This is a genomic window from Paraglaciecola chathamensis S18K6 (genome assembly GCA_000314955.1).
Classification (GTDB): Bacteria; Pseudomonadota; Gammaproteobacteria; order Enterobacterales; family Alteromonadaceae; genus Paraglaciecola; species Paraglaciecola chathamensis.
In genome coordinates this window covers 37,799-58,087 of sequence record BAEM01000050.1, presented here as the reverse complement: position 1 = coordinate 58,087, position 20,289 = coordinate 37,799, and the positions used below count along the sequence as shown (strand labels likewise).

The window sequence follows — 20,289 nt, the reverse complement described above, 5'->3', positions numbered from 1 at the left end:
TCAACTGAATAGTTTGATTAACCTTCTGTTTTGTAACGCTCTACGCTGCTAACGATTTCTTCTTTTGCTGCTTCAGCGTTTTCCCAACCGTCGATTTTCACCCATTTTCCAGGCTCTAAATCTTTGTAATGTGAGAAGAAGTGCTCAATTTGGTTAAGGGTAAGCTCGTCCACTTGGTCGATGTCTTTGATACCACGATAAATGGTAGACAACTTATCAACCGGTACCGCTAAAATTTTAGCATCAGTACCTGATTCATCTGTCATTTTAAGCACGCCAACAGGACGACACTTAATCACACAACCAGCAAGAAGTGGGAAAGGTGACATCACTAGTACGTCTGCTGGATCACCATCTTCTGACAATGTTTGATTAATATAGCCATAGTTAGTGGGGTAGTGCATGCAGGTCGCCATGAAGCGGTCGACAAAAATTGCACCTGTGTCTTTATCCACTTCATATTTGATCGGATCAGAATACGCAGGGATTTCAATCACTACATTAATTTCGTCTGGTAAGTTTTTACCAGCTGGAACATCGTTAAGACTCATAGACTTGACCTATAGATTGATGAAAATTGGCTCGAATTATAGGGCGATCAACAACAATATGAAACGCCACAGAGGCAATAAAGCATGGGATTTGCCCGTTATTCACAAAAAAACTGCCAAAAGCAGGATAAATTCACTTAATCGCTGCGCTTTGGCATTTTCGCTTAGTCAGTCCTTATACCCATCTCCATTCCTAAGTGAAATGGCATTACCCCGCAAAAGGAGTATTTTTTATAGCGTCCAACATGGTTCTGTAATCACTGGTGGCTAAAAATTGTGTAACATCTTTTATCGGTAATTGACTGTCAGGATTACTCACAGCCAGTAAATGGGCGATACCAAAATCTTTCGCTGCCTGCAAAATAGGCAGGCTATCATCAACAAACAAGGTATGCTCAGAATCGAAACCTAAACGCTGTTGAAGCTTTTGCCACAATAATTGAGACTCTTTGGTGACCCCAAATTCATGAGTCGAAATGAGTGTATCGATATGGCTATCAAGCGCAGTGTGTTCAATTTTCAACGACAGACTATCGGGGTGAGCATTCGTGACCAATACCACTTCACGCCCAGACTCTCTGAGGGCGTCAAGCAAGGGAATGGTGTCATCACGCATGCTAATTAAATGCTCAACTTCACGCTTCGCTTGCATAATATCTAGCTGCAGTTTGTCTGCCCAGTAATCTAAACAATACCAATCTATTGTGCCAAACACCTGGCGATACTCAGCCATCATGTACTCTTTACCCTGCTCTTCGCTGATGCCTTTGCTACCGGCGTACGTTTTCGGTAAATGCTCTAACCAGAAATGGCTGTCGAAATGCAAATCAAGCAAAGTCCCATCCATATCGAGTAAAACTGTTTTAATTTTGTTCCAAGGTAAGTCAGGCAAGTGGCAAGTCCTTAAGTTAAGCGTTATATTCGACGTAACAGTAGTTTACGCGTCATTGATGCAATTAGTGAGGCTATGATAACGTGATAGGTAGATGAGCAAAATAGACCCCAACAAAACACTTCCACAAATTCACCAACGACGCACCGTGGCAAAAAGCGGATTGTTCACCGTTGAGCAAATTGATCTCGAGTTTTCCAATGGAGAACTACGCACTTTTGAGCGTATGGCAGGCGGAGGACGCGGCGCGGTGATGATTGTCCCTTTCATCAATGACCACGAATTTCTACTCGTACGTGAATACGCCGCAGGCACGCACTCTTACCAGTTAGGTTTCCCTAAAGGCCTGATCGACCCAGGCGAAGAGCCCGCCCAAGCCGCGGATCGCGAGCTCAAAGAAGAAGTCGGTTTTGGCGCAACTACACTGCACTACTTACAAAACGTCAGCATGGCACCGGCATTTTTTAATGCTCGCATGGATATTTTTATCGCTGAAAATTTATATGAACAAACGCTACCCGGCGATGAACCAGAGCCTTTAGACGTCATTAAGTGGTCGATAAACGATCTCGATGCGTTATTGGCTCGCGACGATTTCGTTGAAGCTCGCTGTATTACCGCACTATTTCTCGCGCAAAAGTGGTTAAAGGAACAATAATGCCCACCGACTCTATCTCTTCATTACTCGACATAGCTAAAAGTGCAGCCCAAGCGGCTGGAAAAGTCGTCATGGAAATCTATGACAGTGGTGACTATAAAAGCTATCAAAAAGACGATGATTCGCCCGTGACGTCAGCCGACTACAAAGCGAATGAAGTGATTTTGGCCATTCTAAAACGAAAGACTCCGCACATTCCTATTATGTCGGAAGAGTCAGACAACGGTGCTCTAGACGAGCGTAAAGACTGGCATCGTTATTGGTTAATTGACCCTATTGATGGTACTCAAGAGTTTATCGCCCGCAGTGGCGACTTTGCGGTAAATATTGCTTTGGTTGAAGATAACCAACCTGTTATTGGCGTGATTTACTGGCCCCCCGGTGAAACCTTGTATTTTGCCTCAAAAGGGCACGGCGCATTTAAAGAAAGCCGCACCGAAAATAAACGCATTCATGTGCGCAAGTTTGATGATCCTGAACAAGACCCGGTTATGATTGCCATTAGCCGCCGCCAAGCGCGGGAAAACGTTATGCGCAGCATGAGCGACCATCGCACTTATCAAACTTACCCGACGGGCAGTTGCTCGTTAAAATCATGCTTTATCGCTGAAGGTAAAGCGGATGTTTTCTTACGTTTAGGCGTGACTGGCGAATGGGACACTGGCGCTTCCCAGTGTATCGTCAGTGAAGCAGGGGGCAATATTCTGGCCCATGACTTTTCGCCCCTTAGTTACAATGAACGAAATTCCGTTACCAACCCAGATTTTATCGTTATGGGTGATCAACGAGTAAATTGGCAAACCATAGTGAAATACACCACAGGAGATACCGAATGACCTTCCGCAAGAATGCCAAGTTGCTAAAACTGGCCGCAATTAACCTAGCCGCGCTATCTAGCTTACTCGTATGTGCAAGCGCTTCCGCCGATTGGCAACTGCTTAATAAAGACTCTCAGTTAAATTTTATTTCTACTAAAAATGTAAATGTCAGTGAGCTTCATCATTTTTCACACCTCAATGGCTCACTCACCAGCGCCGGTGAATTGTCGGTTGATATCGATTTGTCATCGGTAGAAACAGGGATTGATATTCGCAACTCTCGCATGCGCGAAAAGCTGTTTATGGTAGAGAACTTCCCGAAAGCCACGCTTACAGCCACATTGCCAAAAGAAATTGTAGCCTTTACCAAAGGCCAAGCAGGTACCTTCGCGATCCCTGCCAAACTAAGCGTGCTAGGGCAAGAAAACGACATTGAAGTGAAAGTACAAGTGAGCAAAACTGATCACAATCGTTTCATTGCCACCAGTGTTCAACCTGTGCTTATTAAAGCTGGGGATTACGGCCTACAAGGCGGTATAGACTGGCTGCAAAACGTAGCGGGTTTGTCCAGCATCAGCCCGAATGTACCCGTAACGTTTAACTTAACCTTCATCGAATTGATGTAGTTAATCGCTGCCGTTAATTGAGTCAGTAAACACGCTTTATTCTGTTTCCTCATCGATCAGCCCAAGCTGATCTTTGGGGATAATATTTACAGTTTCATGTAACTCGGAATACACCAGCAAGGCCTCGCCCGATGCTAATTGGGCTCGCACTTGCTCTACCTTATCTGCCAAGCTGCAATCCGCCTCACCGTACTCGGTGCCTTCGCGTAGCACAAACCCTTCAATCAGATTGCTCAAGGCATCTGGGCTCAGTTCATTAATCGGTATAATCATAAAACGATATGGCTTTGCACTTATTCGCGCAAAATCTCCTGAAAATATTGATTTACACGCTTTTGCATCCAAATAACCGGACGCCAAGGCGTGCCTTGCATAAACCCTACATGCCCTCCTTTGTCACTTAATTCAAGGCGCACATGAGGGGAAAGATCCTGTTCACTGGGCAAAACAGACTCACTCATAAAAGGGTCGTCTTTGGCGTGAATGATAAGGGTCGGGGTGGCGATGGTTTTCATAAAATTTATCGCGCTGCATTGAGTGTAGTAATCATCAGCGCTGTCAAAACCATGCAGAGGCGCTGTTACATGCTGGTCAAACTCTTTGAAGCTTTTAAGAGAGCGCGCTTTGGCATCATCTATTTCGAGATGATCGGAATAATCAACGGTGCGCATTTTATCTACTAGGTTATTCACCATACTTTTCAGTAGATAAGACTGGTACATACGTGACACACCTTGATTGATACTCAACGAACACTCAGCCAATTTAAAAGGCGGAGAAATCGCGATACCTGCGCGCAAAATGCTCTGCTCAGGACGCTCCCCTAACAGTTTTAACAGCATATTCGCCCCGAGGGAAAAGCCCATCGCGACTTTTGCGACATTAGGATACAGCTCAGTTAACCAGTTCAACAAAAACCACGCGTCTTCTGTTTCACCCGAGTGATACGCTCTGGGTAACGTATTGTGCTCACCGCCGCAACCGCGAAAATGCATCAATACCGTCACATAGCCTTGTTGAACTAGATTGGCAGCCATGTCATTGGCGTAGTGGGACTTGTTCGACCCTTCCAAACCATGGAAAATGACCACCAGCCCTTTGCTCGTTGCAATACTGTCTCTGTCTCCCGCCCAAGCTAAATTGACAAAATCCCCATCGGGCAAAATCAAGCGCTCTTTATGCCAATGCACCCGCAAGCGACGCTGAAAAAAGCGCGGCCAAATCGTTTGAATGTGTCGGTTCTTCGCCCACCGAGGAGGGGTGAAAGTACTTTGTACAATCTGGCCAAATAGGGTGTTTTCACTGGTTGAGTTAACCGTATCTAAAGGAAGATGACGTGATGAAGGCTGAGGCATTGAGGTGAGTATGCATTCCGATTTGCAATAAATTGTGCCACTGAGTATACCAACTCTCTACCCCGTTGTAATTAACCATGAAACGCAGTCATCCATGTGCAGACAACAAGCGCCGAGCACAGGCGCTTAGATTCGAAAATCACCCAAATTGGGCATTCATAAAACCAATTTACTGGTACAGAACGGCCTCTTTGCACGTTGGCGTAAACAAGCGTGAAAACGACTTTCTCTTAAACAGTCATAGTAACTTTGTTTAAGCCTTGCGGTGTGTCTGGGTTGCAACCCAATTGCACGGAAATGTCGGCGATATCAAGATAAAAACGCTGCATAACCATTAACGCACCGAGTCGTGGGTGCACATTATCAGGAAAGACCTTCATGTTTAACACATGAGCCCCGCGCTCGGTCACGTCATCAACTTGTTGCTGATGGGTGGCCTGCGATTCATCAAACAGCCCTAAACTGAGCACTTTTAGAGGTTTTTGCGCTAGCGCCACAGGACCGTGCACAAACTCCGCACTAGAAAATGCTTCAGCTTGAATTGCGCAAACCTCTTTGAGCTTTAATGCGACCTCTTTGGCAATCGCATAGCCAAAGCCACGCCCCAGCACAATGCACTTATCACATCCTTTGAACATGTCTGCATTTAATTGCTTGGGCCCATTTACAGCGCGTTTAAGCGCATCTGGAATACCCTGTATCGCAGCAATGAGAGCTCGATCTTTTTTACTGAAAGCCACCAATTGCAAAAGAGCGCTTAAACACGCTAGGTAGCTTTTCGTTGCGGCGACGGCCAGTTCTTGTTCCACGCGCAGCGGGATAAGTTCATCAACTAAATTAGCTAACGGCGAGGTTTCATCATTAACCAAACCGATACACAGCGCCCCAGCCTCTTTCGCCATCTGCATGTGCTGCAAAATATCTGGGCTGCGCCCTGATTGTGAAATCCCGATAACCAGTGCATTATTTAGCTTTAATTGTTTATGAAACACAGTTACCACCGAGGGCGCGGCAGCCACCACAGGAATGCCTAACTCCACTTCAATCAAGTACTTTGCGAATACCCCCGCATGGTCTGACGAGCCTCTTGCCACTATGTACACCACACTTGGGTTAAGTTGCTGTATTCTCTGAGCAATTCGCTCGCAAGTGTTTTGGTTTAATCTAAGCTGCTGCGCTAAAAGGTCAGCGGTAGAAGCGGCTTCTGTAGCCATAATGCTGGTCATCAATATCTCCGGAAAAACGTAAAAAAAGGTGACGATTAACGTCACCTCATTCAATTTCACTTCAATTAAAAGGTAAAAATAAGCTCTCCACCTTGCATCACGTCGCTGTGAGAGATGGTATTCATCTGCACCGGTGCACCGTTAAGCGTAACCTCTTTCACATAGTCACTTGGCTCTTCCCCTAATATCACCTGTTTTACCGTAAAGGTCTTGTTATTTGGTAGCTGGATCTGAACTGTGTCGAACTGAGGCGTGCCTAATACATACTGCCCGTCAGCTGGATTTAGAGGGTAAAAACCAAGCGCACTGAACACATACCAAGCCGACATTTGCCCCACATCGTCGTTACCTGAAAGACCATCTGGATTATCGCGGTACATGGTGTCACGGATCTCTTTAATGCGTTGCTCGCCTTTCCACTTCTGCGAGGTTAAAGAATACATGTAAGGCACATGGTGCACTGGCTCATTCCCGTGGGCATATTGACCAATAAGCCCAGAAATATCCGGTGATACATCTCCCTCCATAAACGAATCGGTACTGAATAACGTATCTAACTTATTTAAAAATGGCGCTTCGCCACCAAATAAGCTGATCAAACCTTCAACATCATGAGGTACAAACCAAGTGTACTGCCACGCATTAGCTTCGGTGTAATCTGTGGTTCGGTGGTCGACATGAGTAGGGCTAAAGTTTTTCACCCACTCACCATCTTGGGTTTTGCCACGCATAAAGCCGGTTTGTTTATCAAACAAGGTTTTATAAGACTCGGCACGTTGAGTGAAATACGCATAGTCTTGTTCTTTACCCAGTGCTTTTGCCATGCGCGCAATCGCCCAATCGTCAAACGCATACTCGAGGGTTTTCGATACTGCTTCGACCTCTAAATCAGAAGGTACGTAGCCGTACTTAGCGAATAAATCGATACCAAAACGCTCCTGCATAGCTGACGCTTTAAGAGCCTCGAATAAGGCCTCAGGAGCTACATCGGTTAAGCCTTTAAAATAGGCATCTACTATGACGGACACTGCGTGATAACCGATCATTACGTCGGTTTCATTGGCCATTAAATCCCAAGAAGGTAACAGACCTGTTTCGTGGTAGAACGCCATCATGGAGCTGACCATATCATTGACGCGCTCGCCATTAGAAATGGTCAACAGTGGATGTAATGCGCGAAAGGTGTCCCACAGTGAAAACAAAGAATAACGTTCGAATTGCTGACTATTGTGAGCGCTACCATCTGCACCAAAATAACTGCCACTTACGTCATTAAACGTCTGCGGTGCCAAAAATGAATGGTACAAAGCCGTATAGAACTTACGCTTAGCCTGCTCGTTATCATCAGTGACTTTAAACTTGCCTAATTGAGCCGCCCACAGTGCTTGTGCTTGATGCTTGGTATTGTCGAAATCAAAATCAGCCACTTCTGCCGCTAAGTTTTGCTTTGCCCCAGCAATGCTCACGTAAGAAATACCTACTTTTGCCACTAAAGCCTGATCAGCAATGTCACCGAAGTTAAGCACCACTTCGCTTTTTTCCGCATTGATGAACGGGCCAGCTTGAGCTTCGCCTTCTTTGTAAAACTGATGTGCAAAAGGTTGGTTGAACTGGGCAACAAAATACACAGGCTGGTAGTCACTCCAGCCGGTTGAAATGCGATAGCCCACTAAGGTGCTATCGTCGATTACACGCATAAAGGTAGCCACAGATTTATCGTAGTTCTGGGCATAGCCTAAATCGATCAATACTTTAGCGTCTTCTTGGCCTGAAAAGGTGTAACGATGCACACCAGTACGCTCGGTAGCGGTTAGCTCAGCATTTACCTTTTCTTGTGGCAACCCTACTTGATAATAGCCAGGAGACGCCTGCTCATCGTCGTGTGAATACTCACTAACCACATGTTTTAGCTCATTATCACGACGATTTTTGTAATCACCACGAAACGGCATCACTAGCACATCAAGCAAGTCACCGACACCAGTACCAGATAAATGCGTATGGCTAAAACCAAGTAACTGGTTGTCACTGTAGTTATAACCGGATGTCCAGTCCCAGCCTTTAGAAGGATTATCAGGGCTTAGTTGCACCATACCAAAAGGCACCACTGCGCCGGGAAATGTATGCCCGTGCCCACCTGTGCCAATAAAAGGGTCTGCGTATTGTAATAACGACTCATCAACGACCTGTACCGCCGTCGCATTTTGTATGTTAGGTTCCGAGTTTGTGGCACAACCAGCAAGCCCGCTCACGGCACATAAAGAAAATGCACCTGCTAAAAATTGTTTTTTCATTATTGGTATCACTTTTTTATCACTCATTACTTAATCTGGGAGCTTGTCTAGCCAGTTCTTTTTCAAGATCCAGCTGGTCACAACAATGACGCCAAAGGCTGTCAACATCGACCACCACTGCTGAATCACTAAATAAATCGGCATCACCACTAGGCCTATTTGCCACACTATACCGATGGCAACATTGAACATGTCACGGTAAAACGCTCTGTTTGGGGCAAAGTCGGGATCCAAGGCGATGACCTTGTCACAAATTGGCCCCCATGCCCCCCAAGGTTTCACCGTTCGGTAAAACTCACATAACACGTCATCAGATTCAGGCGGGGTTAGCAAAGTGCCTGCGATGGAACCGACAAGGCCGAATATCAGTAGCAACGGAAAGGCCATTAGAGGTTGCACTTCGGGAAGTGCAATCGGTAACACCAGCGCGCCAATCAAACCTGCTAACATGCCCCAAAAGTAGCCGTAGGCATTAAATCGCCACCAATGCCATTTCAGTAAATTAGCCGCCGCATAACCGCCAAATAACGCGGCAAAAATCCATTGCATAATGGCATTAATGCTACCAAGCATCAGGCCAAGCCCCATACCGAGAACGACCAGCACAATAGACACGATATAACTCATGCGCACATAGGTGCGGCTGTCAGCATCCGGGCGTAAATACCGGCGATAGATATCATTTACAAAGTAAGCGGGAGCGGCATTCACCGATGCCGCATAGGTCGACATAAATGCCGCAAGCAAGCCAGCTATAAGCAAGCCTGTTAAGCCAACCGGTACGAAATTATTAATAGCGAACGGTAGAATCTGCTCAAAATCAAACTGCGTACCTTGGGCTTGAATATCTGGCCCCATGTACACAATGGCGAGAATAGATAACCCTGCCACCATCATGTAGCGAGGGAAAAACATCACCAAAGACACCAAACCACTCATTTTTGCCGCATCTTTGGGGCTTTTGGTGGCTAGAATACGCTGCATGTCATAATTCGGTACAGGGCCAGCCATACTCGATAATACCCCCTTAAACAGCATCATCATGATCATCAAGCCAAATAGCTCGAGACCATCGTCTTGCACTTTAACGTTGACGCTGTCTATCAAACCTTGCCAATTAAGATCTAACCGCCAGTCGAAAAAGAGTTGATCCCACCCCTGAGGCGTGGCGGCAGCCAATTGCTCGGGTGAAACCATATACATGGCAATCACTCCAACTGAAATCGCTGCAATCGTCATGATTACAAACTGCAAGATCTCAGTGAACACCACGCTGTACATACCCCCTTTGACCACATAAATGGTAGTAATCGAAAAGATAATAAGCGCGTAGATATCGGGGGATAGCTCCCAAGGAAAAAAGATAGCGGCAAACTTGCCTATTCCTTTAAACGCGTAAGCAATAAAACCAATAGCACTCACCAGAGCAAATATCACTACCACTATTTGACTCATTTCTGCGCCTTTGCCAGTACCAAACCGGGTTTCCATCCACTGGGCACCTGTCATTACATTTGAGCGACGTAACCACACCGACAGATAAATCATCAAAAATATTTGGTTAAATATGGGCCAAATCCAAGGTAACCATGCGCTTTTCAAACCGTAAACAAAACACATGGATACCAACCACATAGTGCCGGCAATATCGAACATTCCCGAGGCATTTGACACCCCTAGAGCCCACCAAGGAATGGTTTTGCCGCCTAAAAAATACGAGTCCATATTTTGACTAGCACGTTTGGAAATATACAAACCAATCAGTAGCACCGACACCAAATACGCAATGATGACAGCGATATCAATCCAACTTAAAATCATGATTTCATTCCAATCGTAGGCGTGCCGGCTAAGGCATCTTCACTAAAGCTATCAAACAGTGACTGCCAGCGAACCTTATCGACTAAATCGGCTATTTGCTGCTGGCTCATGTTTGGCAACGCAATGGTGATGGTTTTCACTTGTTGCGGCAGCAAATCAAAAAAGTTGTCGCTAAAGTTACCGATTTGCTCCGCCATGCTCACGTACATTTGGCGCACAAAGGTATCTGTAGTAAACATTAAGGACAATGATTGGTCACCAATTTCATGTTTGCAGCTTATGCTGGCAGATTGAAGCGCCAATGATTTATTGGGTACAAAGAAGTGGCTGTTTTCACATAGCGGTGTGCTGTCTTCCTGAACCAGCCTAGCAACAACCACACTAGAAGCTAGCCCATGGCGAGGCACGAACTGTTCTACATTCAACGAAAATACATTTTCTGTACTGTTGGCCAACACTGTCACGAATTGCTCGTGATACCAGTGAATTTCGCCACTAAAATCATATAGCTGAATTTCTAATTTGGCCGCAAATGTGTGCAGAGCATCTGAAACCAAGGTTACAATAAGTTCATCTTGTTCGGGCTCAATCACCAGCAACTGAGAGGCAAAGCTGCGTTTAGCTTGATAATGCAGGGCTTTCCAGCGCCCATAGTAATCGATACCAGACCAAGAAGCTGCTGGCCACGTGTCATTCAATTGCCAATATAAGGTTCCCATACAAAATGGCATCGCCGCGCGATGGGCTTCAAACGCCATTTTTAATCCAAGAGCTTGTTGAACTTGGCTTAAATACAATAACTGATCGAAGTCTTTCGGGGCATTGAACTCTTCATCCATATAGCTACGGATAAGCTTATTGCCACGTGGATGCTTTTGATGAACCTGCATCACGGCTGATTCAAGTTCGCGATCTTCTGGCTGGGTAAAACGGTGAGTTGATTCAGCAATAGGGAACGACTGAAAACCGTATTCACTCATAAAGCGTGGTACGCGTTTTTTGTATTCACTGAACGGCTCTTCACCGTGCCATACACCCCAGTAATGGTGATTGGCTTTGTTATCTTCGTCGTTTTCCCAAAAACCGATGGGTGACGAACGCAAATAAAAGCGCTGCGCATCAAGGGAGTTGATAACCTTGGGTAAGCAGTCATCGAACAAACGGATGTAATCCTGTTTCAGTCGCCCGTACAGCTCATCAGAGTAGTCAAACTTTTCAGACCACTGCCATTTTTCGATGGCCATATCGACTTCGTTATTGCCACACCACATAGCGATACACGGGTGGTTACGCAAACGCTTAACGTTATATTCCGCTTCTTGTTTCACATTTGCCAAGAAGGCTTCATCTGCTGGGTACAAGGTGCACGCAAACATAAAGTCTTGCCAGATCAAAATGCCGTTGCGATCTGCCAATTCGTAAAAGGCATCGTCTTGATAAATACCCCCACCCCACACCCGTAGCATATTCATATTAGCAGTGACTACGGCATCAAATACCTGCTGGTGACGTTGTTCGTCAACACGGTGAATAAAGCTATCATCGGGAATATAATTAGCCCCTTTCATAAAAACTGGGTGGCCGTTTACTTTGAAATAGAATGACTCTCCCATGTCATCGGCCTGATTAACCACTTCTATTTCTCGCAACCCCACAGCTTGCTCGCGACGGGCGATAACTTGTTTATCCTTAACTAACTCAAAGCTAAAGTCATATAAAAATGCTTCCCCCAACCCATTAGGCCACCAGCGCTTAGGATCGTTAAGCGTAAAGTTTATCAACATGCTTTGCTCGCTCGCTTGGGCCGATAAATGCACATCTAAGATTTGATTCAACTGCGGAGCCTGTTCGCATTTAACCACTAACTGGGCGTCAAAATCTGTCATCGCGCTAACATCTAGCGCGAAATGGAAGTCAGCTCGCTGTGCTGACAAAGTCTGCTGTACAAAATGTACGTCTTTAATTTCAGCGCTGTCGATAAACGCTAAATAAATATCGCGCCAAATACCAGACGTCACGAATTTTGGGCCCCAATCCCAACCAAAATGACAAGGTGCTTTGCGACAAAAGACACTCAACTTCTCGTCACTTTTGTCGTTTTCCGCTGGGTAGGTAAAACCGTTAGCTATAAATTGCGGATACACTTCGTTCATGGGTGAGCGAAAACGAATTTCTACTTCATTTTCACCTTCTACCAGCAAAGACTTACAAGCAAGATGTTGACCGACAAACATATTCTGCCCGCTGGCGAAGTGCTGCCCATTGAGATAAATATCACAAAACGTATCAAGCCCTAGTGCAACTAGATTGACTTCACTGTGGTCCAATTGCGCTGCTGATACAATAAATGAACGGCGATAATGCCAGTCCTTTTTCTCAATCCACTGCAAATGGGATTCGTTGTCTCGGTCAAACGGATCGTCTATTAAATTATGTGCTAGAAGGTCAGTAAAGTTACACCCTGGAACCTCTGCATTTCGCCAGTCTTGCGTATCAGCTTGGCAGAACTGCCATGTTCCATTTAGAGGTAATGTCTTCATTTGTGTCATATATTCTTCGTTAATCATAAAAACCAATATTGTAAAGTGGGCTGTCGAGTCGAGTGCGGGGCCGCCCAATGAGTCATCCCCACGATGAAATTATTGCTGTGTAAAACACTGCTTGGTAAGAGTCGAGTTAAGTGTCATTAACGCCTTGATATAACTGTCTAACGGGATTTTCATGTACCACCCCGTTGAGAAGAACAGACGAATAAGCGTGAAAAGAATAATGATAATTTTGCTCCATCTGCTGACTTATAGCCTGCGCTATTAATTTGGCGCTTGCAGGAGTAATACCGCCGCCAATCACTATTTCAATTTGCCCCTTAGCTAGAGCGATGTAACGTGCTAATTGCGCGCAATGCTGCTGCGCAGTGTCGTGACTTCCCCAGTCACAACCTGAGGTGAGAATGCGCTGCACGCCTAGCTCAATGAGGGTTTCAATGGCTTGAGCTGGTTCAGCCAAGGCATCAAATGCACGATGAAATGTCACCTGCAAATTAGCGTTATTAGCCACTGCGATTAATCGAGTTAACGCACCTATATCCAGCTTGTTATCTGGTGTGAGCGCGCCGAGCACCACCCCTTGCATTCCAGCTTGTGCAGCAAGGGTAATATCATGCTGCATTTGCAGTACTTCACCCTCGTCATAACAAAAATTCTCACCTCGTGGGCGGATCATTGCCAGTAAGGTTATCTCCTCTTGGGCGGTTGCCTTAGCTTGCTGCATGGCATTCACACTGGGCGTGAGTCCCTGGTGTTCCATATGGCTGCAAAGCTCTACCCGCGCCGCTTTTCCTTCACGAGCGGCGCGAATTTGCAGAGCGACGTTGGTAAGGACATCACAAGGTAAGCAAATTTCGATATCAATCATTAACGGATCGCCAATTGCCCTAAATACACATTCACATTTTCCTCGGCCGTACCTTCCCTAAACAACATACCGAGTTGGCCAATAGGTTCCTTAGCGAGCGTACTTAGTGATACTTCATAGGTGTGCCAACCTTGCTGAGTGTCATTAGGGGTAATTGCGTTTAATGCGAACATGTGTCGCTTAGCGTCAGCAGTTTCCACATACAATGAAAGAGCGCTGACGTCGCCTTTGAGCGTTAACGTCGCTGTATTTTTTTTGCCTAGCACAAAGTGAGTTTGGTACAAAGGAATGCGTGTTTTTTGCGTGCTAAGTGAGCCTGTGAATACCAAAGAGCTGCCACCAGAAAACACCTCTTCGAAATCATAGGCTACTGTCATTGACTGGTTGCCATACACCGCAAATTGCCAAGTAGGCAGCAGATCTTGTTTGCTCATGTCAGTCCAGCCACTTAACACCTGCTGGCCGTTCTCGATCAGCTTTTTACCTTGGCCGGTATTAAAATGCGTTTCGAACGGTAATGCATTCACAGTGGTTTTTGCCGGTACGTAACGCCCTATGCCCGGCCAACCGTCAAGGTCATTATTGGCAAGGTTTAAATCGTCCCCCACAAACAAGCGTTGCTCTGTTTGGTAAAAACGTAGCGAGTCTTGGGGATCGTCTTTAAATTTGCTAAAAACAGGCGTGTGGGGTTCGCCACTGAAATTAAAATTGAAGTTCGGTGCGAATAGCGCAATAGAGGTAAGCCCTTGCTTGGTATCGCTATCAAATAAATCCTCTAACCACTGAGTCTTACTAAAAGCGCGCTGTGCATTACGACTTGGCCATAAATCAGCACCAAAATACAAGTCGTAGCCAGAACGCCCCAGTTCTTGGGCAAGCGAGACAGAGCGCTCGACCATGGGTTTGTTCCACCAGTAATTCATAAACATGGCATCAGCACTGGATACACCCTGATGTAAAAACGCTTGGTTTTTCTCATTCAACTGGTTTTGCCAACGCACCTCACCATTTTCCAGCATGGAGTCATACCAATGGATCTCCATTCCTTGGGGGGCAATAGCCGTTAAATACTGCATAAACGCCAACATTTTCTGGCCCAGTTTTGCCCCGCGACGAGCGTCTTTCTGCCCTTCAACTAATTCATTTTCTGCATCTTTAATGGCAGTTAAGTTAGTTTCTTGATTCATTAGCCAACCGTCAAAACCATAATATTGCGCGATGTCGACAAGTCTATGGGCCATAATAAATCGCCCCTGGGCATCCTGTTTGAGCAAAGCTTCTGCGGTATCAGCACTACCGCCGTATTTAGCGATGGCTAAGAAAATCGAGCCGATAACCTTCACGCCGTTTCGATGGGCGGTGTCAACCCAAGGCCGAGCAGGTATTTGCACCACATGATCAGCCGTACCAGCAAACCAATTGAGTACATCGATTTGCGACCAGTGAGTAAAGTTATACAGATTAAATGTGGCTTGAGTATCCAGGTAATTCGCGAAGTTATTCATGCCGTCAGGTGCGTAGAGCACCTTAACTCGCGTATCTAAGTTTGCTCTGCTGGAGTCTAACTGAGCAGCATGACGCCTGGCTAAAGGTTCTGTGGAGATATTCTGTGTGGAGCTAAATTCGCTTCGTGCAGTCCAGTTCAAGGCTTGCTCAAGAGTTAATGCAAATGGCCCTTGATTTGCACGAATATCGTTACTTTGTGCGTGGCAAAAAAAGGTGCTGCACAGCAATATGCTACACAGAGTTTTGAGCATCATGCGCCTTCCCCTAATAGGTTTTTACCATCAATAAGCTGCTCACCACGAGAATCCTTAACCGCGTAGTTAAACCCAGGTTGAATACAGTACGCTCCGTACTCACCTGCTTTATTCAGGGCCAAGAAGCCTACTTGAAACTCAGCAAAATTATCCAAACGGGTGGCAATTCGCTCCACCGCTTTTTGACAGGCTTCTTGGGGTGAAGCGCCTTGACGCATCAGCTCAACCACAAGATGACAGCCCACGGTTTTCATCATCAGCTCTCCCATGCCAGTGGCAGTGGCAGCACCGACTTCGTTATCCACGTATAAACCTGCGCCAATGATGGGTGAGTCCCCCACCCGCCCTGGTAATTTAAAGGCTGCGCCACTTGTGGTGCAGGCCCCGCTCAAGTTACCTGAAGTATCCAGCGCTAACATGCCAATGGTGTCGTGATTTTCAATGTTGATTTGCTTCTTCTGCTGGCCCGAATGACGCCACGCCAACCAATCTTGCTTAGACTGTTCGGTAAGTAAATTTTGCTGAGCAAAACCTTGCTCTAAAGCGAATTTTTTAGCACCAGCGCCCACTAACATTACGTGGGGCGTATCTTCCATTACTTTGCGCGCAACCGAGATGGGATGCAGAATGTCTTGCAGGTAAGCCACCGAGCCACAGTTCATGTTTTCGTCCATGATGCAGGCGTCAAGCGTTACATTACCCTCACTGTCTGGGTATCCACCCAAACCAACCGTTCTAACCAGGGGATCGGCTTCCGGCACACGCACTCCTTGCTCAACAGCATCCAATGCGCGCCCATTTTTTTTGAGTACATCCCATGCCGCTTTATTTGCGGCGAGTCCATGTTCCCAGGTTGATATCACTACGGGTTTATTGATTTTTTCTGCTCTAGCGAAAGCAGTTTTACTGCTCGCGGCAAAAGCACTCGCGATACTGCTTAGCAATGATAATTTTAAGAACCCTCTGCGCGTGGCTGTCATAATCTATCCTCTTTGAGCCGCTTATATGTAGACTGTTTATCCGTTTGGCTTGTGCTGCTTTGCCAGTAACATGGCACCATATTCTGCTGAAGCTTTGCCTGGTACTATGCATTCGCGTATTGATTTCTTCAGGCGGCTTTGCAAGCGCTGAGCTACGCTACCCACTAAGACAATCTCTTCGACTCCCAAGTCATTGAGGCGCAAAATAACGCGCTGCAAAAATTCAGTTGCTTGCTCAATAATCGCTTTCGCTAACAAATCCCTTTGCTCTGCATGGGCGAACACCAGTGGTGCGAAGGTCGCAAATTCAGTAGAACTTGCATGATTTAAGCGACTCGCCAGCGTAAGCACGTCTTCGTGCTCTGTCATGGCCGCAAGCATACTGGTGTGCGGGCCAATACCGTCATGAGCTAGCAATACTGATTTCACTGCTTGAAGCCCTAACCAAGCACCACTGCCCTCTGCATTGATGGGAAAACCATAGCCACCGATGGCATGCAGCTCATTTTTAACCTTACCTAAAGCGCTGAAACCTGTGCCTAATATTATCACCCCGCCATCTTGGCCTTGGTGCATACCAGTGACGGCGGCATGTAAATCAGTTGTGCAATAGAATGAATGAAACGGATGCCGCCACTGCTCCATGGCGTGTTGTAGGCTAGGTAGATGCAAACCCGCAACTCCGGCTCCAACACACAGTTGATTCAAACCAACATGAGTTAAAGACGCTGTTTTTAGGGCTGATTCGGCAGCTTTAACAATGGCATTTTGGGCAATTTCCAGTCCATTTACAGGGTTGCTTGGCCCACTTATTCCCGTGCCGAGTAATTGCTGATCATGGCTGTACAGAGACGCTTTGCATTGTGTACCACCTGCATCGATCCCAAGATAATAGTATTCAGCCATAGTGATTATTTTCTTTTATGCGTGGTCTATGTGGAACAACAAAAGCCCACTATCACAGATAGCGGGCTTTCACCTAGGTCCTGCGCTTATTCAGCCGGGCCAATTAACTCGATTTCTGCAATTTGCATTAAATTGCTGTCACCTTTGTTTTTGCTGATATTGATACGGTAGCTTGAGTAAGCAAAACCGTTACGCATTTCAAACAATTTGCGCTCAAATCGAGCATCAAAGCTTTCGCCTATCCACGATTCGACTTCTTCCCAAGTGGCCCCCCCGTCATTTGAGCCTAAAACTGTGAAGTTTTCAGGATCACGCTCTGGTGAGTCATTGGCACTGGTGATCGCAATACTATTAACGATACGTGGTGCTACGAAATCAAGCTGTACCCAGGCTGGGTCTTCAGCACTGGGTACGCCACCGTTGTCTAACCATTTGGTTTGCGTATCATCGTCAAAGGCCATCGTTTCGGCTTCGTTGTCACTAATGCGCGCCCGGCCGGTGATCGTGGTGCCTGCATCAGATGAAATATCAACAGAAGCAACCTGTGGCCCAATAAGCTCTATTTCAGCAATTTGCATCAAGCTGGTATCGCCTTTGTTTTTGGTGATGTTAAAGCGATAAAAACTAAAACCAACATCATTAGAAAACGAATATTGCTTGCGCTCGAAGCGCTCATCAAAGCTTTCACCTAACCAACTGGCTAGCTCGGTCCAATTTTCATTGTCGTTTGATGCCCAAACTGCAAAGTTTTCAGGGTCACGCTCTGGGGCATCATTGGCACTGGTTAGGGCCAATGTGTTCACGGCTGCGGCTTCAGGTAAGGCAATCACTACCCAAGACGGTTCTTCTACCGACGGAACACCGCCGTTGTCTAACCATTTGGTTTGCGTGTCATTATCGAACGCCATAGTACCTGCCTCACCGTCGCTGATGCGCGCGCGTTCAGTGTACGTTACGTCTAGGCCGTGACTGTGTTGAACACTTGGCATTTCAGGACCAATCAGCTCAATTTCAGCCAGTTGCATTAAGCTGGTATCGCCCTTGTTTTTAGTGATATTCAGCCTGTAGCTGCTGTACGCCAGCGCATTGCTCGCGCTGAACAACTTACGCTCGAAACGCTCGTCGAATGACTCACCAAGCCAATCACCGATAACCGTCCAAGTTGTGCCACTGTCATTTGAGCCAACGAGAGTAAAGTTCTCAGGGTCGCGCTCTGGTGCATCATTGGCACTGGTAATGCCAAGCACATTAACAGCAACCGCTTCTGGGAAGTCCACTTGTACCCATGAAGGGTCTTCAACCGAAGGAACACCACCGTTATCTAACCATTTGGTTTGAGTGTCGTTATCAAACGCCATGGTTTCTGCTTCACCATCACTGATACGTGCACGGCCAGTAATCGCACCTGTGCCAACAGGGTCTGTGTGATCTGCACTTGCGTAAATAGGCCCAACCAGCTGAATTTCAGCCAATTGCATTAAGCTAGTGTCACCTTTGTTTTTGGTGATATTCAAACGATAAAACGAATACGCTAAACCGTTAGAGAACGAGAATTCTTTACGCTCAAAGCGCTCATCGAAAGATTCACCTAAAAAGCTTGCCACTGTGACCCAGTTTTCGCCGTCATTAGACGCCAATAATTCAAAGTTTTCAGGATCGCGTTCTGGCGCATCATTGGCACTGGTAATGAACACACTGCTCACCGCATGGGCTTGCGTAAACTCAACCTGAACCCAAGCTGGGTCTTCAACAGAAGGTACACCGCCATTGTCTAACCATTTGGTTTGCACGTCTTTATCAAACGCCATGGTTTCCGCCTCACCGTCACTGATGCGTGCCCGCCCTGTGATAGTGGCACTCGCTAAGTTTTCAGCTGTGGTCACTTCTTGCACCGGGCCGCTGCTATCATCAGAAAGTGCAAACGATAAGCCAAGGTCAATCACGCTGTCGGCTGATACACCTAATTCAGACAAGAAAGGCACTGCACTGACAGAAGCAAGTAAACGCTCTCGAATAGGTGTCAGGGCAGTTGTATCACCCTCGATAGCCGTGGTAATAGCGGTATTAACTGCATCAAACTGCTCGTTAAAGCTTTCGGTTGCTGCGATGTTAGCAAATGCGGCATTGGCCAGTGACAAAGTGATGATTGCTGGAGATGCCAATACATCCGTACACTCATCAATAGTCACTTCATTACCTTGTGCATCTGTTGAGGTCACAGGAGTACAATCTTCACCCATCACAAAGTTATCGTAAGACTCTGCACTAATTAAGGCTGTTTCAAACAAGTTCACTCCTGATGTCGCCACACCCAGTGCGCGAAGCGCCAACTCAGATGCGATAATGGCTTGGGAATCAAACAATACTTGTTGGGTAATATTCGCGCCTCCAGCAACAGCTCTTTCCACTATTGGCGTGGCAATAGTAGTCAATGCGTTTGCTTGAAAAGGCACGCTACTGCTGTTTGCTGCTGAACCGTAAGGCACGTTCACAAAAGACAAAGAATTAAGCACTGTCCCTGTTAGCGGCTCGCCACTCAGTTCTTGGCCTAATGCTACGCCAGCGCAATCAATAGCATCACACATCATGCTGGTGGCATCGGTTGCAGTTACGGTTAATTTAAATGGGCTGTTGATACCAAACCCAAGGTCACTTTGAACGATTACGTTAACATTTCCCGACGCATCAGTTAATTCACCACTGGTAATAGTAATGGGTGAATTGTTCATCTGTTCAACACTGATTTGGGCGCTATCAAGGCGACCTTTGACAGCCACACCAGCAAGGGTGGCTTCAGTGGTAACGCGAGTGTCTACTGCATCACTTGGATTAGGATCATCGGCACCGCCGCCACAACCGTACAAAGTGCTCATTGCCATCAGCATGGCCACTGTGGTTTTATTCATTTTGAGCTTATTCATTATTATTCCTCTATTCAATCTGTCTTTTACGTTTCCATTTAACCGACGCTTGCGAGCCGGCCTGACG

Annotated in this window: 16 protein-coding genes; 3 read left to right on the top strand and 13 right to left on the bottom strand. The window is 46.3% G+C overall.

The features are described 5' to 3' along the window. Positions 1-17: 17 nt before the first annotated feature. Both ppa and yrfG read right to left on the bottom strand, forming a co-directional pair. On the bottom strand, positions 18-551 hold the full coding sequence (ppa, locus tag GCHA_RS18220) for an inorganic diphosphatase (protein WP_007990948.1): 534 nt from the start codon (positions 549-551) through the stop codon (positions 18-20). Between the two features lie 208 nt (positions 552-759). Continuing rightward, on the bottom strand, positions 760-1,443 hold the full coding sequence (gene yrfG / locus GCHA_RS18215; RefSeq protein ID WP_007990947.1) for a GMP/IMP nucleotidase: 684 nt from the start codon (positions 1,441-1,443) through the stop codon (positions 760-762). A 94-nt stretch (positions 1,444-1,537) separates the two neighbouring features. On the opposite strand from yrfG, the gene nudE reads away from it, so the two are divergent. Genes nudE through GCHA_RS18200 form a run of 3 tightly spaced genes read left to right on the top strand, consistent with a single transcriptional unit; the run spans position 1,538 to position 3,545 of the window. Further along, positions 1,538-2,101, top strand: a complete 564-nt coding sequence (gene nudE / locus GCHA_RS18210; protein ID WP_007990945.1) for an ADP compounds hydrolase NudE — start codon at positions 1,538-1,540, stop codon at positions 2,099-2,101. Beyond that, positions 2,101-2,937, top strand: a complete 837-nt coding sequence (gene cysQ, locus GCHA_RS18205) for a 3'(2'),5'-bisphosphate nucleotidase CysQ (protein ID WP_007990943.1) — start codon at positions 2,101-2,103, stop codon at positions 2,935-2,937. Before nudE ends, cysQ begins: the two co-directional genes overlap by 1 nt. Continuing rightward, entirely contained in the window at positions 2,934-3,545 is a 612-nt protein-coding gene (locus tag GCHA_RS18200; protein ID WP_007990941.1) for a YceI family protein, read from the top strand. Before cysQ ends, GCHA_RS18200 begins: the two co-directional genes overlap by 4 nt. A 36-nt stretch (positions 3,546-3,581) precedes the next feature. Here the strand turns inward: GCHA_RS18200 and GCHA_RS18195 are convergent, their stop codons facing one another. The 11 genes from GCHA_RS18195 to GCHA_RS18145 form a co-directional block, all read right to left on the bottom strand. Beyond that, complete coding sequence (locus tag GCHA_RS18195; protein ID WP_007990940.1) at positions 3,582-3,818, bottom strand: YheU family protein; 237 nt, start codon at positions 3,816-3,818, stop codon at positions 3,582-3,584. Between the two features lie 20 nt (positions 3,819-3,838). Continuing rightward, complete coding sequence (locus GCHA_RS18190; RefSeq protein WP_007990938.1) at positions 3,839-4,900, bottom strand: hydrolase; 1,062 nt, start codon at positions 4,898-4,900, stop codon at positions 3,839-3,841. Between the two features lie 230 nt (positions 4,901-5,130). Continuing rightward, positions 5,131-6,126: a glucosamine-6-phosphate deaminase NagB-II gene (nagB-II, locus tag GCHA_RS18185; RefSeq protein ID WP_007990936.1), complete on the bottom strand. Its 996-nt coding sequence runs from the start codon at positions 6,124-6,126 to the stop codon at positions 5,131-5,133. Positions 6,127-6,191: 65 nt separating this feature from the next. Further along, positions 6,192-8,420, bottom strand: a complete 2,229-nt coding sequence (locus tag GCHA_RS18180; protein ID WP_007990934.1) for a GH92 family glycosyl hydrolase — start codon at positions 8,418-8,420, stop codon at positions 6,192-6,194. A 30-nt stretch (positions 8,421-8,450) separates the two neighbouring features. Continuing rightward, positions 8,451-10,241, bottom strand: a complete 1,791-nt coding sequence (locus GCHA_RS18175) for a sodium:solute symporter family protein (protein WP_007990932.1) — start codon at positions 10,239-10,241, stop codon at positions 8,451-8,453. Next, a complete protein-coding gene (locus GCHA_RS18170; RefSeq protein ID WP_007990931.1) occupies positions 10,238-12,808 on the bottom strand; it encodes a beta-mannosidase in 2,571 nt (856 codons plus the stop codon). The genes GCHA_RS18175 and GCHA_RS18170 overlap by 4 nt, the downstream gene beginning before the upstream one ends. Positions 12,809-12,917: 109 nt before the next feature. Further along, positions 12,918-13,655: a copper homeostasis protein CutC gene (locus GCHA_RS18165; RefSeq protein WP_007990930.1), complete on the bottom strand. Its 738-nt coding sequence runs from the start codon at positions 13,653-13,655 to the stop codon at positions 12,918-12,920. Next, on the bottom strand, positions 13,655-15,412 hold the full coding sequence (locus GCHA_RS18160) for an endo-beta-N-acetylglucosaminidase (RefSeq protein WP_007990929.1): 1,758 nt from the start codon (positions 15,410-15,412) through the stop codon (positions 13,655-13,657). The genes GCHA_RS18165 and GCHA_RS18160 overlap by 1 nt, the downstream gene beginning before the upstream one ends. Then, a complete protein-coding gene (locus GCHA_RS18155; RefSeq protein ID WP_007990928.1) occupies positions 15,412-16,395 on the bottom strand; it encodes a glycosylasparaginase in 984 nt (327 codons plus the stop codon). The genes GCHA_RS18160 and GCHA_RS18155 overlap by 1 nt, the downstream gene beginning before the upstream one ends. Before the next feature lie 36 nt (positions 16,396-16,431). Then, positions 16,432-17,301 (bottom strand): glucosamine kinase nucleotide-binding domain-containing protein, encoded by an 870-nt coding sequence (locus tag GCHA_RS18150; RefSeq protein ID WP_007990927.1) that lies wholly within the window; start codon positions 17,299-17,301, stop codon positions 16,432-16,434. Positions 17,302-17,387: 86 nt separating this feature from the next. Further along, positions 17,388-20,222, bottom strand: a complete 2,835-nt coding sequence (locus tag GCHA_RS18145; RefSeq protein ID WP_007990926.1) for a discoidin domain-containing protein — start codon at positions 20,220-20,222, stop codon at positions 17,388-17,390. Positions 20,223-20,289: the final 67 nt, after the last annotated feature.